Here is a 15855-nt window from a genome sequence, read left to right as displayed (position 1 = left end):
TTATAACATAACTAAAAGAGCATTCCTTGTGAAAAGGTATGCTCTTATTCTATCTTTACTCACTGAATTCTTTATTGATTAGATGCCATAAGTTCAGCTTGCTGCACTACTGTTTCTACAGCCATTTTTTGAAGATCAGGTGGATACCCATACTTCTTCAAGAGTCTTCTTACGGTTATCCTCATCTTAGCTCTTGCGGATTCACGTAAATTCCAATCAATGCTCATGTTTTCTTTTATGGCTTTGGAAAGCTCATGAGCAATCGCTTTTAATATGTCATCACCCATAACCTCTTCTGCTGTATGATGAGAAGCTAGCGCATCATAGAAAGCTATTTCCTCTTTGATGAGACCTTTTTCTTCTCCTCTTTTATAGGAATCATTCATTTCCTTAGCAAGTTTAATTAATTCCTCGATCACTTTCGATGTCTCAATCGCTCGTTTATTATATTTATTGATGGCATTAGACAAGAGATCCGAGAATTTTTTTGCTTGAACTAAGTTAGTACGCTGCACGTTTTTTACTTTTCCTTGCAGCAAACGATTTAATAGCTCTACAGCAAGATTTTTTTGAGGCAGTGCCCGAACATCTGCAAGAAATTGATCAGAAAGTATTGAGATATCTGGATTTTCAAGACCTAATGAGCTATAAATATCTACCACTTCATCAGATATGACAGACTTAGAAATCAGCTGATTAATTTGGGCATCCAATTGGGAAGATGTTTTCTTTTTCGCTTCATCCGGTAACAACTTGATAATGCCGGATTTCACCGCTTTGAAGAACCCGATTTCGGCATTTAGCTCCTGTGCTTCATCTTCTGTTGAGCAGAGTGCAAAAGCTTTAGCCAATTCAGTAACCAAACCTAAAAACAATTTTTTCTGTTCCTCACCAAGACCAATAACAAAATCAACCGTTTCAATAATGGCTTTCATTCGCTCTGTCGGTTTTTCTGAATCGAAATGGCCGTAATCATGTTTATAAAGCATACTTTGAATTAGTTCAAATTTTTCGAGCATGAGATCAAGTGCAATAGTTGTATCGACCCCTGCGTTGTCCCGATCACTTTCAGTATATTGCTTTAAGGCTTCTTTTAAACTATCAGCAATTCCTATATAATCGACAATCAGGCCACCTGGCTTGTCCCTAAAGACACGATTAACTCGTGCGATCGCCTGCATTAAGTTATGGCCTTTCATCGGCTTATCAATATACATAGTATGCATAGACGGTACATCAAAACCCGTTAGCCACATGTCACGCACAAGAACGATTTTCAGTTCATCACTTGTATCTTTCATACGTTTTGCAAGATACTCTCTTCGGCGTTTATTACCGATAAACCCTTGCCAATCTTCTGGATCACTCGATGAGCCCGTCATAACAATTTTAATGACGCCTTTGTCATCATCGTCAGAGTGCCATTCCGGTCGCAGCTTAACGATTTCTTTGTATAAATCAATAGCAATCCGGCGTGACATTACAACAACCATGCCCTTACCGAAAATTGCTTCTTGGCGTGTTTCAAAATGATTTACGATGTCGTTTGCCACTCTTTTAACACGTTCATTGGCTCCGGCAAGTGCTTCTAATCGAGACCATTTTGTCTTTAACTTCTCGCGTTCATCGACTTCTTGATATTCGGTAATTTCATCATATTCTCCGTCAATCTCGAGTCCTTCTGGGAGATCAAGTTTTACAATCCGGCTTTCATAAAAGATTTTTACAGTTGCACCATCTTCTACCGCTTGAGTCATGTCGTAAATATCAATGTAATTTCCAAAAACAGCAGGGGTATTTTTATCTGTTGCTTCTACTGGGGTACCTGTAAACCCAACATAAGAGGCATTTGGCAAAGCATCACGAAGATGTTTCGCAAATCCGTATTTTACATAGGCTTCAGAAGTTGAACGCTGCATCTGTGCTTGGAATCCGTACTGTGAACGATGCGCTTCATCGGCCATGACGATTACATTTCTTCGTTGGGTCAACGCTTCCATTTTATTAGAGCCCTCTTCAGGAGCAAATTTTTGCATCGTGGTAAATATAATTCCACCTGACTCCACCGACAAGAGTTCCTTCAGATCACTTCTCTTGTCTGCTTGTTTAGGAGACTGTCTGAGTAGTTCACTAGACTGACTAAACGTAGCAAAAAGCTGATCATCTAAATCATTTCGATCCGTTAAGACCACAACTGTGGGATTATTCATCTCTAAGACCAGCTTTCCGGTATAGAACACCATAGACAAGCTTTTTCCTGATCCTTGTGTATGCCAGATGACACCAATCTTACGGTCTCCATCCTCACTTGCTGCACGTTTAGCTTCTTCAACAGCTTTATTCACCGCATGATACTGGTGATAAGCTGCTAGTATTTTAAAAGTGTCTTCACCATCTGTTTGAAAAAGAATAAAGTGACGAATTAAATCTAGTAACACGGATGGCTGACACATTCCTTTAATCATGACTTCTAGTTGAGGGATAGTGTTTGGAGCGATTGTTTTCCCATCGATGGTCCGCCACATCATAAAACGCTCCTCGTTTGAGGTTAAGGTACCAGCTCGAGCATTAATCCCATCACTTGTTACCAAAAATGCATTGTACTGAAACAAAGATGGAATTGTTTTCTTATAAGTTTGAAGCTGATTATAACCTTGAGATATTCCGACCTTTTCATCAGTAGAGCTTTTCAACTCAAATACGACTAACGGTAAACCGTTTACAAATAAAATCACGTCTGGTCGTTTATTTGAAGAGCCTTCTATAATGGTAAATTGGCTCACAGCCAGAAAATCATTGCTTTCAGGATGTTCAAAATCAAATAACCAGAGTTTTTTCGTGGTATTGCGACCATCTTCTTCTCTAACCTCAATGTCTACTCCATCAGTAATTAACTTATGAAACGTAAGGTTGTTGATTAGCAGGTTTGGATGCTGCGGAATCGTAATTTTACGAACAGCTTCTTCGATTTCCTCAATTTTCACATTTTTATTGATACGAGAAAGGGCGTCTGTCAAACGCCCTTCTAAATATACCGTTGAGTAATCTTGCCTCTCGGGAGAACCCCCATCATGCGCAAGTTTTGGACCACTTGCCACTTCATATCCGAGCTCTTCTAGCCAATCTAAGCTAGCTTGTTCTAATTCATCTTCATTAAAGCTATACATGTTCCAGTACCTCGCTTTCTGCTGGAATCTCAATCTCTCCTGATAGCAATTTAGGGAGAAGGGTATCGCGAAGTTCAGACAACTTTTTATTTTCTTGTTGCTTATTCCAAATTAATTTATTTTGAAGATCAATGATTCTTGATATCATATCTAATTCTCTTTGTGAAGGGAGTAATATTTTCAATGATAGAATGTCATCAGCTTTTATAGAAGGATATGCACTTGTACTTTGTTCAGCTATTGCTTGCAAATTACTTATCACTTCTTTTTGCGTTAACCATAAATAAATCAAATCATTTGAATACTTACCTTTACTACTTAAGACTGTGAATCCTGTTGAAACTACCATATTTTCAATAGGTTCTTTTATTATCCCATAATGCTGCTGATTAGGACGGACTGTAGAATAGACAACATCATTAGTTTGTACTTTCCTTTTGGCTCGACTAGGGACTTTATCTTTAGTTGCATCAATAAATTGTATATCTTCTATAGAATTTTTAGTTATGTTACTTGTATCAAGATAATTAATATATGACCAGTTATCTTTTTTAGTCAAACTTCTTTTATTTGCATCACACACATCTTTTATTGTGATTACTTTCCATCCCTCAGGTATCTCTCCTAATTCACTTTCCCACATCTTACCACCACTTGATCGATAAGGCTCTCCATCTTCATTTGGAAACTCAAAATCGATGAACCAGCGTTTAAAAAGCGTACGAGCAATTTGTTCATGGTTTTTGATAATTTGTTTATTTACATCTATTTTTACTAATAAATTTAAATGAGCCCGACCTATCTTTTCTTGATTTTTAATATTAGGAACAGGTATAGTTAATAATTTAAAATCGCCCTTTTTAAAATGAGGAATCATAGTTCCAACATGCATGGATTCAATTCTTTGTTTAACTAATTTACTTCTAAGTGCAGCAAATACATAACTAAAGTCATATTCTTTTTTAATTCTTAATGCCACCATATCCTGCGCAATACAGAAATCTACATCCTTTGGGACTAAGGCCGTTCCCCCGGGAGTCCCTTTATTTACAAAAAGAATATCATTCTCTACTGGATGGGACCTAAACCATTTTTGATAAGTTTGTTTATCAACATACCTTATTTTATCAAACCTTGGATGTAGATCATCTGTTATACAATTAGTAGCTATTAAAGGTAAAAAAGAATACTCTTTTTCAACTACTGGGCAAGTTTTACCTCTATTGTCTACATAAAACTCAACTAAATCATCTAAAATTATTTCTTTAAATTCCATATCCTATTTCCTCTAACATTCGACAAATTTCATCTTCTAACCTCTTTGATTTAGCAAATTGCTCAGATAAATCTGTGGTTAACCTTAGCATTTTTTCTTCAAATGGCTCAATATCTACTTCTTCATCTTCCAATCCCACATATCGACCTGGAGTTAAAATGTACTTATGGTTTTTAACTTCATCCAATGAGGCCGATTTACAGAAACCGGAAATATCACGATACTTTTGCTCATTAGTACCTTTCCAAGAATGGTAAACATCAGTTATTTTTTTTATATCATCTTGAGAGAATTCTTTATGTGTTCTGTCTGCCATATAACCAACTTTTCGAGCATCTATAAATAAAATTTCCCCTTTGCGTTCACGTTGTCCTTTAGCACCTTTATTCCGTGTGATAAACCAAAGGCTAACAGGAATTTGAGTCGAATAAAATAGCTGACCTGGTAGTGTGACAATACACTCTACTAAATCATTTTCAATTAAATTACGTCGGATTTCTAATTCACTTGTCGTGCTTGTCGACATTGATCCATTCGCAAGGACGAACCCTGCCGTTCCAGAAGGGGCAAGTTTTGAGACCATATGCTGAATCCATGCATAGTTCGCATTACCAACTGGAGGCGTTCCATAATTCCAACGTACATCATCGCGAAGTTTTTCTCCTCCCCAATCACTTATATTGAAAGGTGGATTTGCTAAGATATAATCAGCTTTTAGTCCTTTATGTAGATCTTTATGAAATGTATCAGCATTATGATCCCCAATATTACCATCAATTCCACGAATAGCTAAATTCATCTTACATAAACGCCATGTTGTCGGGTTAGATTCCTGTCCATATACCGCAATGTCACCGAGTTTACCTTGATGTTCTTCGACAAACTTCTCACTTTGAACAAACATTCCACCAGAACCACAGCAAGGGTCATAAACACGGCCTTTATAAGGCTCAAGCATTTCAACCAATAGCTTAACAATGGATGTAGGCGTATAAAACTCACCGCCATTCTTCCCTTCAGCACTTGCAAATTTACTTAGAAAGTATTCGTATACACGTCCCAATACGTCCTTGGATCGGCTCTCTTGATCTCCAACTTTAAAGGAAAACAAATCAATCGTTTCTCCAAGTCTTGTTTTATCCAAGGCAGGACGTGCAAAATCTTTTGGGAGGACGCCACGCAATGAGTCGTTCTCTTTTTCAATAGAAATCATTGCAAGATCAATGATTTGACCAATTTCGGGTTTTTTAGCATTCTCTTTAATGAAAGACCATCGTGCTTCTTTAGGTACCCAGAAAATGTTTTCTGCTGCATACTCGTCCTTATCTTCAGGATCTGCCCATTCATCCTCTGATAATTCCATATGCTTTTCTTCAAACGCATCGGATACATATTTAAGAAACAATAATCCCAATACGACATTTTTATATTCGGAAGCATCCATGCTCCCTCTTAATTTATCAGCCATTAACCAAAGCTTTTCTTCAAAACCAATGTTTGCTGTAGACATAGTTGTTCCCCTCTCTATTTACACATAGTTCTATTGTAATGGATATCTCTTACTATTGGAAAAATAATTGTAATTAAACTGACTAAGTTCTAAAATAAATGCCCATCTTAAACGATATCCCCTGCTTTATTATGTAATTTCACCTTCGCAAGTGCTCTATACAATGTAGATCCTGAAACGCCTGTAGCATTTTCAATTTCACGAATAGACATTGATTCAGATTTATACAACGCTAAAGCATGATTTAATTTCTTCTCGTTAACTTTAGGTCTCCCTCCCATACGCCCTCTGGCTCTTGCTGCTTGTAAACCAGCCATCGTTCTTTCACGAATAATATCTCTTTCAAATTCAGCTAGCACAGACAGCATTCCAAACATAGCCTTCCCAGCTGCAGTTCCAGTGTCTAGATTATCTTGGATACTGACGAATTCAACGTTCTTTTCTTTAAGGAGATCGGAAATATCAATTAATCGTTTAGTAGATCTGGCCAAGCGATCCAATTTATAGACTACAAATGTATCTCCTGCTCTTAAATTCCTAAGCGCTAGCGCAAGTTCCTTTCGGTCATCTTTTGCTCCTGACTGTTTTTCTTGAAAAATCTCTTCACAACCAAACTCCTCTAAAGCATCCAGCTGCAGGTCTAATGACTGATCTGCGGTACTAACACGTGCATATCCTATTTTCATAGATTCCTCACCTCTCCAAATAAAAAGCTTTGCTTCTATTTTATCAAAAAAGTACGTATTTAGAATTTAGATTTTGAAATAAGTTTTGACATTAAATGACGTAAAAAAAGACCTATTTTTATGCCTCATTCCACCATCACCAAAAACCATCGTTTTTGAGGTTGGATTCGTATGTTAAAACAAGTAAATATAAACTCCTATTAAATATCTCTAAGAAAATTTAAAGCTAGCATTAAAAATACATTTCATATCAATATCATCAAATGCATTTTGGTATTGTCTAAGTGTAAATTTTTTGAAATAATTGGTATTAAGGTTGTTGTGGCAAGCTGCACTAGGAGAGTTCGGATAATTAACAGAAATACAAAAATAAGAAATTTGAAAGAAGATGTTTTCTAATGCAAAATTTGGAGAGTTTCTTTGAAATAAAACTGAATAAAATAAAGGAAGAATTTAATATTGAAAAAGCATCATTATATGAAGGATTTTATGGCCAAGAATTTACTAACCTTAATCAAATTAAGATTTTTTCAATCTTACATAGCTCTTTAAATGACTTGTTTACATTTATGAATCAGAAAAATAACTTTGGCTTTGGTGGACATTACAATGCCCATGAAAGCAGGCTTCTCCTTAACACAATTGACTATATTGATGCTATAAGAGCACAAACTCTAAATGCTAATGATTACAAATTCAGTTTGGATGATTACTATTCTCATATTTTTTCTCAATGTAAAAAGTTTTTAACCTCCTCAGGTGGAAGTCCCATTCCGAACGATTTCGGCAAAATAATAATTGTAGAAGAACGGCCAATTTTTATTAAATCTGAGTTAATAAGGATTGATAGGCCGGTTCGTCATTCTTTGGCACCTATCCAACAAATTGGTGGAGGTTCTTATGCAACAGTGTTCGAGTTTACGGATCCTTTTTTAAATGCAAAATTCGCACTAAAAAGAGCTAAGGCGGATCTCCGTGAAGATGAGCTGGAAAGGTTTAAGTTAGAATTCCAAGATTTAAAAACTTTCGATTCTCCGTTCATTATTAAAGCTTATAGATACATTGAAGGACAAAATGAGTACATAATGGAACTCGCAAATGACACATTAGAAAAGTACTATAAATACCACAATCATTCTTTAAGTTTCCACATAAGAAAAATGCTAGTTACTCAGCTGCTACTTGCATTTGAATATATACATTCAAAAGAAATTCTCCACCGTGATATAAGTTATCAAAATATACTTTTAAAGATTCATGAAGACCGTATTATGTTAAAAGTAAGCGACTTCGGCCTTGTTAAACGACCAGAAAGCACTTTAACCCGAATAGGCACTGAAGTAAAAGGTGCGATTAATGATATATCAGATTTGGATCAGATAGGATTTGAAAATTATACAATGGAACATGAAACCTTTGCTTTATCAAAGGTTATATACTTTATTTTGACTGGAAGAACAGGAAACTACCACAGAGAAAAAAATGAGGAGTTAAGAAAATTTATTCAAAGAGGTATAGGTCCTAAAGAAAAACGATATAAAAACGTAGAAGAAATGAGAAGTATTCTAAGTAGGTATGTATTTCTTTCCCTAGCAAAACAGTCAGTAGAGTAGCTGTGAATACTTCTCCACCAATTTATTAAAAAATACAAAAAAAGAGGACTGATTCTAATTATGTCTAATGAAGATATTTTATTAAATAAAGTATTAGATGCGAGTTCTAATACAATTTGGGACGAATTGAAAAAGATAAAAGAGTCTTCAGAAATAGAAAAAAGGACTATTAGACGAAGATGGATATGGGAACTTATTCAGAATGCATCAGACTGCACACCGAAAGAAAAGAAAATAGATATCAAAATTGATTACTCCAATGATCAGATAATATTTAGTCATAATGGACTACCGTTTTCGTATGAAAATTTATTAGATTTAATTACACAAATTTCATCTAAGCAAAGTTCAGAAGAAAAGAAAACAGGAAAATTTGGAACTGGCTTTATGTCAACTCATTTATTATCTGAGATTGTATTAATTGAAGGATCGTTTACTCAAAAAGATAGTAAATATACAAAATTAAAGTTCACTGTTGATAGATCAGGCAATGAATATAACCATATTAAGACCAAAACTAAAGCTATGCTAGAACAATTAGTGTTTGTAAGCAATAATCAAGAGAAACTACAAGAAAATTATGAGGATACAAAATTTATTTATTCTATAAAAGGAGATGAAATAAGAGAAGCAGTAGAGGAAGGTATAGTAGATTTCAAAGAAGCTATTCCTTATGTATTAGCTTTCAATGAAAATATTAATTCTATTACATACAATGGTGAGCTTTACAAAATAATTAAAGAAATACAATCACCTAAAAATGAAAAAATGAAATTTGTACAAGTTAATAATTCAATTGAAAATGGAGGGTTATTATTATTAAGTGAAGGTGAGGTGACAATTGGCTGTGCTATTGAATGGAAGGACAATAGAATGTATTTTCTACCAATCCCTAAAACTATACCCAAAGTATTTTGTGAATTCCCTCTATTAGGAACTGAAGGGTTTAGTTTTCCTATCATAGTTAATTCAAGGTTATTTGAAGTAGAAAAAGATAGAAATGCTATTAGAGATAGTAATGAATTAAATATGAAATTAATAAAAGTAGCAGTTTCTCTATACAAGCAATTAATAGATTTTTGTTCAAATAAAGAAACTACAAGAAATGAATTTAATATCTGTATTTTAAAACCCTCCACTTCATCAATCATTCAAGCTTATAGCTACAATGAAATTAAAGAATATATTGAGAAGACTGCAATTGTTCATATTTATGATCATTTGGGAGGTTTAAAGCGATTATCATTTAAAGATAAAAATGGTAACGTGACAATAGGTATACCAGTAACCAAAAAAAGTGTAAATAAGGACTACCTTTGGGAACTTTTATCTAATTATAACGGAATATCGATACCGACTAAAGATACTTACTTAGGTTGGGCTGCAGTTTTTGGAGAAAATGTTGGCTTCTCTTGGATAAACAGTATTTTTAAAGAATCATCTATAGATAAGCTAGTGGATTATTTAAAGGATAAAGATCTATATGGCAATTGGTTAAATAATTTTTATTCTCTTTGGATAAGTGATTCCGGTATTGAGGACGTTGTAAAATTAGCATTTGTACCTAATCAAGATAACGAATTTGTACAGTTTAGCAATATATATCTTGATGAAAATATAGATAATGAGCTAAAACAGATTTTGACATTATTGGATGGGAATATTTCTGAACAGTTGCTAAACTTAAGTATTATTTCATTTAATAACTATTTCAAAGAACATCCAAATAAAGTTAAGACTAATCAAACATGCTCTGATCAAATTGATATTAAAGTGTCACAATTATTAAGTAAGGAAGCTATTGACAGAATAGAAAGAAAAGAATCCACACAAAAAATATTTAACAGATTAACAAATTGGTTCCTATCAAATCCAGAAAAATCAGTAGTTTGGTTTAAAAATTTGTATTCTAAGAGAATGATGTTATCTTCTCCAGAAGAAAATCTTAGAAGATATAAAATAGCAGAAAAAATAGAAGAGAATAATATTAAGTATGAAGAATTAGATGATATTATTAATAATCGAGATAAAGTAATGGAGATTATTAATAACTCTGAACTGAGTAGAGATGAGATTATTGATCAATTAAAACATGTTGTTAATTCAACCGAAGAAATGAAACGCTATGTTGAAAAATTACTATTTAGAAGCACAGAAAATATTTTTAAGTATTTAAGCAGTCTTAAAAATTATACACTTCCAGCAACTTTAGAAGAATGGATGAACGAAAAGTATTCTGATACGGTATTTCCAGCTAAGTATAAGGGAGATGACATTAGAATTGTCATTCGTCCAAGTGATCACCAAAAAATCATATTTTATTATGATGAAGAATTAGAGGCATTAGATGATTATGCTTATCAATTGTGGACGGATGATGGAGAAAAACAAGTAATGGTTACATTAGGTGATTTACTTAAAACAACAGGTATTTCTAAGATTCCATTAACCAAAATATAAGCGAGGTGATTTTAAGTGTTTAGAACAATTCAAGATATTAAAAAAAAAATAAGTACAAACAATCGAAAAGACACTACATACATCCACCCAATTGCAAGTTATGAAGAAATAGCCAAACTGATTGCTGCATACTCAAATGGTAACGGTGGAAATATCATTTTAGGTATAAAAGATGATGGTATAACATTAAACATTAAAAGTTTTGTCTTTAATCTTAAAATTGAAAATATTCTTAATTTAATTGATGGTAAGGTTCGAATAGAATATAATCGTTTTGCATTTAAGGGTAATAATCTCTTTTACATTTCTATCGAAAAATCAGATGAGCTAGTAAGTGTAAACAATACACCTTATAAATTTAACAAAGATGGAGATATAGAAGAAGTGACGTTAAAAAAGGTCTTTATTTCATATGCGCATAAAGATAGTGATTTAGTTAATATTCTAGAGAAAGAATTAAAAAAATATGATTACATAAGTATTACACGTGATATAAAAGTCACAGCATATAGAGACAGTTTGGACGAATTTATGAAGACTATTAGAGATCATGATTTTGTTATTTCGGTAGTGAGTAGTGCATATATCAAATCATTAAATTGTATGTATGAAGTTATGCATTTAATGCAGGATAAAAATTACCTAGAAAAATTATTTTTTATTATTGTAAGTAAAGATGATATAGATTACTACAATGAAAAAAGTAGATATGATGGCTTTGAAGCTCAAATTTATGATGTTATGGATAGATTAAAATATGTTACTTATTGGAGAGATAAAAAAGCAGAATTAGATTTAAATATAAGGGAAGCAGCCCTTTCTCCAGAGTTAATGGTAAATTTTTCAGTAGACATGCGAAAGTTAAATTCTGTAATACCTCCAATGGATGATTTCATCAAACTTTTGAGCGATAAAGTAGGCAGGTCATTCAAAGAAATGTACGAGGATGATTTTCAAGAAATAATAGATACAATTAATAGATAAAAAACCCTTAACATTTTTGAATGCAGGTGAATTAAGATTATTCTATATAAAAAGGTTACCGTCTATTTTTATTAACTTCACTTGACGGGCACGGTAAAATAAACCCACACATTTTCAATTTTCGTTCAAATGTGTGGGGAACTTTAAATAAACAATATCACGACTTTATTTTCATCTTGACTCTAGAGCACATTACACAACCGCTATTATTACCATTTCTGTTATAGATTGCAGCCAACCATTCATGTCCACATCTTGAACATAACCACCAAACTTTAAAATGGGAATTAGAAAAATAGTCATCCGGCGATTTAATGTTTTTCGTTGGATGCCATTCTTTGGTTAATTGGGGATTTCTAGCTGCTAAGCTATTGCTTTTGGTTAATCTCCTATTCCCACAAAAAGGACAATTATTACCACCGTGTGTTCTGCTTGCAATCTTAGCTGACCATTTATGCCCCTTTTCACAAATCCAATTAACTTTTTCAGAACTTGCCACTCTAAAATTCTCTGGTTTGAGATCTCCATTATTTTGATAATCCCATTCTTTCAGTATTTCTGGTCTAACATTTGCTAAGGAATTTTCATATTCCCAACCATCCATAGTATTTAAAATTGACACATTATCTCTTTCAATATTTATATCAGGATTTAGTTGTAAGTGAATACTAAATACTTTTTCTAGAGCCGTTTGGAATTCATTAATAGACTGATTTTTAAGTACATAAAAAAATGTGTTAGGATTAGGCGATTCATAAATAGGGCAATTAGGTTCTCTAATTCTAATAAGCTTTGCTGATGGTATTTTTTCTAATAAAGCATTGTCTTTCTTTATATCACGCTTATAATCTTTATGGTATTGACCTCCGTCATACTCAATTACTAAATTAATCGAAGGAATGTAAACATCCATAATCATACGAGTTCCTAGCAATGGTGTTTCTAACTCAACGTCAATGAAATACTGCTTTAAATAATATAAGAGAACATATGATTGTTTTGATACTTTTTTCTTATTGTTACAACTTGGACATCCTGTACCACCACTTGTCCGCTGCTTTGGAGTAGTTATCCACTCATGCCCTCTCTTACATCTCCATAAAACTCTGACATTTGAACCAGGCGAGACATCTTGTGCAGTCTTAAACTTACTCTCTATACATTCAACCCATTCATAAGCTATTTGAGGATAAAGCTTGGCAAGATTGTTTGTTTCATTAACTCTTAATCCCCTACAAAACGGGCAACCGTTACTTTTTCTTTTTTTATTTCTAGTCATTTGTTTAATTGACATATCAAACGAGTGTCCCTTTTCACAAATCCAAAACATCACACTATTGGATCCAGCAAGTACCTCACCTGGAGTTAATGGACTATTTTCAACTTCATCCCACATAGCTGCTAGGTCTGGTCTTTTTCCCAATAAAGAGCGTTCAAAACAAACGTTTGAACCTCTGCAATATGGGCACCCAGTTCCATTAGATCTCGATGCTATTTTAGCTCTATAACTAGGATGTCCTTTTTTACATTTCCACCAAACAAGCCCTCTTCCTTTTGGAGGAACATCACTTGGCTGTAAATCACCATTAAGGTTATAATCCCATTCTTTAACCAATTCTGGGTATTCACTTGCTAAGTTTTTCTTCATTTTTCTCTTCTCCAAAAAATATTAATTGTTTCCATAATCAATTATTCCCTAAAAACTTACTAGGAAGACAATGTATGAATCCTACCGTGCTCATATTCGGACGAGAAAATCGTAATTCGTAAGCCTTAGCATGTGAATTAGCATTATAATTGGGTATATCAATAAGAAACGACTAGATTTTCGCCTGGTCGTTTCTTATTCAATTAAAGCGCCCTATAACGGAAAAACTAAAATTATTTCACCTTGAAACCCATTAATTTTTCATTCGTTAAAGCTACCCGTTAATTTTAAAAAAATATTAATTTTTGTCTATTCCTCTTTTGGTATGTCTCTTTGAAACTTAGTCTGTTGGGGAAATTATTGAAAAAATAAGCTTTTCATTCACGCTTATTCCCTTGTTATTTAATAACATTAATATACATTGATTAATTGGATTCAATATATGGAAACTTTCCCAATTTGGATAAGAACTTTGTAAGCCTTCAAAGGCATCGAATAAAAGAATAAATATGGATTCTAAGTCATATTTTTTACCCAGCTCTAGCCAAGAATTATTATAATACTCATTTTCTTTATTTATACCTAATCCTATCAATAGCCCAATAACTTGTGCCCCAAAATAAAAGAAATCCTTGACTAGAAACTGAATCTCAAGGCAGTTACTGTTATCACTAATAATCTCTTGTTTAGCCCGGGCAAGTCTATTATCTAGATTCTCTAGAACCATAATTAATTCACTAAAATAGTGTTCGAGGGAACTTTTTGTAATTGTTCTTGTTGCAATAAAATTCGCTTGGAATTCAGCCCAAGAAAGTGAGGAAACTTCATATAGAAACCATTCGATCCTTGTTAATTCCTTATGCTTATAAAATGCCTCAGGAATAACAGAAAATGTATTTTGATTATCATATACATGACCCAACTCATGATGAACAAAGTTAAATTCAAGTGGGAAATCATCCCATTCAGACTGGAGGAGTTTATCAAAATTAACCGCATTTAAAAAAATAAAATGCAGAACAGCGTTTTTCTCATTTTTTATACTAAATGCTTTTCCGATTGCATTTTCGGAATGACCTTCCTTTTGAAGCTTGTATTGTTTTTGAAAATCATGAATATCTTTTGTGAAATTATCTGTAATGATTATCTGTAATGGAATTGTAGAAGGTAATGGTGTATTAGATAAAAGAAATTGAATATTTGATTTCAAAATCTCGACTTTGCTCTCCGATAAAGAATTATAATTTTTATATCTTAAATTAATTTCTATCAATTTATTTACCCCATTTCTATTCTTCAAACTAAAAAGCTCTCAGTTTACATTAAATATTATTTTTTGTTAGGACCATTTTAATTACTGAATAAGAATCTATATGTTAATCTGGCTTTTTTTCGAATAAGGAAACAGTTCTTCAACTAATTTATTTGTTACTTTATGTTTTCGGTTTAGCAATCGTTAAATCCTTTTTCATCAAAGTCATTTAACAAGTGAATTAGCATATCAAAACACAGCGTGACAATTACTATTATCATCTTGCCTACTAATAAGTCAGGTTAAATAATGAAGCTCCGTAAAGGCTTTTCAATACTAAATTTTATTATAAAATTATTTTTGAGGCATAATACTGCAGTTACATTAAATGATAATATAATTCACTACTTTGTAATCTATCAATTCTAGATATGCCAACAATAACTTTGTTATTCTCAACTTAAAAATACAAAATTACATGAAAGAAACGACATAGTATCTAATTATATATTTGCACGACAGATAACTATGTCAATAAACGTAAATAGTATTACTTGTAACTTCTGTATTCTTGTATTTATTTCTTTATAAATCCTGCTCTACCAACGTATAAAGGGTTACACAAGAATACATATTTCTTATCTGTTTCTGGCATTTAATCTATGTATATTTCGGCAGTATGTTTATTAATCGCTATGAGTTTTTCATAAACGGGATCTGTATAATCACTAATATTTATAGAGTATTTTAGGTTGCTCTTCTTGAGAAAATGAGTTTGTTTGTCCAAGAGGAAATCACAAGAGGAATTAGCACTTACTGTAAAATTAGATTAGACGTATTAATATACTTATAAATAAGTTATGCAAAAAATCGAGGTAATGTAAATCAGTAGATATTGTAGGCTATATATATTTGGTAAAATAATATATAAATTGGAATTTGTGTGAGAGAATACAAAACACTTATAAGGAGGAGAAAAAATGAGTAAAAACGATTGGGGATTGACAGAACATGAAATGGATCGATTGGATGATGCCGTTAACGATGGAATCATACCAAGAAGTGAAGTTATGGCTAATATTGACAACTTTAAGAATGGACTTATATCAGTGGATGAATTGATTGGTATATGGTCAAATGATGATGACGATGATGAATATTAATCCTTAATCCTTAAATTGTTAAGACAATAGCACAAAGTGTTTGTCTGAGTAAAAGAAGATAGAGAACTTAAGTGTAATCGGGCATTTAATAAATCA

The 15855-nt window shown here is 32.9% G+C and carries 10 protein-coding genes; 4 read left to right on the top strand and 6 right to left on the bottom strand.

The window, feature by feature from the left end; genetic code table 11:
* Window positions 1-71 precede the first annotated feature (71 nt).
* The 4 genes from JOJ89_RS01565 to JOJ89_RS01550 form a co-directional block, all read right to left on the bottom strand.
* Window positions 72-3167, bottom strand: a complete 3096-nt coding sequence (locus tag JOJ89_RS01565) for a type I restriction endonuclease subunit R (RefSeq protein ID WP_203289385.1) — start codon at window positions 3165-3167, stop codon at window positions 72-74.
* The gene (locus JOJ89_RS01560) at window positions 3160-4443 is read right to left on the bottom strand and encodes a restriction endonuclease subunit S (RefSeq protein ID WP_203289384.1); all 1284 of its coding nucleotides are present in this window, start codon (window positions 4441-4443) and stop codon (window positions 3160-3162) included. Before JOJ89_RS01560 ends, JOJ89_RS01565 begins: the two co-directional genes overlap by 8 nt.
* On the bottom strand, window positions 4433-5953 hold the full coding sequence (locus tag JOJ89_RS01555) for a class I SAM-dependent DNA methyltransferase (protein ID WP_203289383.1): 1521 nt from the start codon (window positions 5951-5953) through the stop codon (window positions 4433-4435). Before JOJ89_RS01555 ends, JOJ89_RS01560 begins: the two co-directional genes overlap by 11 nt.
* A 107-nt stretch (window positions 5954-6060) precedes the next feature.
* A complete protein-coding gene (locus tag JOJ89_RS01550) occupies window positions 6061-6639 on the bottom strand; it encodes a recombinase family protein (RefSeq protein WP_203289382.1) in 579 nt (192 codons plus the stop codon).
* Between the two features lie 398 nt (window positions 6640-7037).
* Between JOJ89_RS01550 and JOJ89_RS01545 the strand changes: the two genes are divergently transcribed.
* Genes JOJ89_RS01545 through JOJ89_RS01535 form a run of 3 tightly spaced genes read left to right on the top strand, consistent with a single transcriptional unit; the run spans window position 7038 to window position 11696 of the window.
* A complete protein-coding gene (locus JOJ89_RS01545; protein WP_203289381.1) occupies window positions 7038-8252 on the top strand; it encodes a protein kinase domain-containing protein in 1215 nt (404 codons plus the stop codon).
* Window positions 8253-8312: 60 nt separating this feature from the next.
* Window positions 8313-10712, top strand: a complete 2400-nt coding sequence (locus tag JOJ89_RS01540) for a sacsin N-terminal ATP-binding-like domain-containing protein (protein ID WP_203289380.1) — start codon at window positions 8313-8315, stop codon at window positions 10710-10712.
* Window positions 10713-10727: 15 nt separating this feature from the next.
* Window positions 10728-11696 (top strand): TIR domain-containing protein, encoded by a 969-nt coding sequence (locus JOJ89_RS01535; RefSeq protein WP_203289379.1) that lies wholly within the window; start codon window positions 10728-10730, stop codon window positions 11694-11696.
* A gap of 157 nt (window positions 11697-11853) precedes the next feature.
* Here the strand turns inward: JOJ89_RS01535 and JOJ89_RS01530 are convergent, their stop codons facing one another.
* On the bottom strand, window positions 11854-13344 hold the full coding sequence (locus JOJ89_RS01530; protein WP_203289378.1) for a zinc-ribbon domain-containing protein: 1491 nt from the start codon (window positions 13342-13344) through the stop codon (window positions 11854-11856).
* 340 nt (window positions 13345-13684) lie between these two features.
* Window positions 13685-14617: a hypothetical protein gene (locus JOJ89_RS01525; protein ID WP_203289377.1), complete on the bottom strand. Its 933-nt coding sequence runs from the start codon at window positions 14615-14617 to the stop codon at window positions 13685-13687.
* Between the two features lie 959 nt (window positions 14618-15576).
* Here JOJ89_RS01525 and JOJ89_RS01520 point away from each other — a divergent pair.
* Complete coding sequence (locus JOJ89_RS01520; protein ID WP_203289376.1) at window positions 15577-15759, top strand: hypothetical protein; 183 nt, start codon at window positions 15577-15579, stop codon at window positions 15757-15759.
* Window positions 15760-15855 lie beyond the last annotated feature (96 nt).

The organism is Metabacillus sp. cB07 (assembly GCF_016839225.1).
GTDB lineage: Bacteria > Bacillota > Bacilli > Bacillales > Bacillaceae > Bacillus_P > Bacillus_P indicus.
Note: the sequence above shows the minus strand (reverse complement) of the source record. Positions and strands in the feature narration are given on the sequence as shown.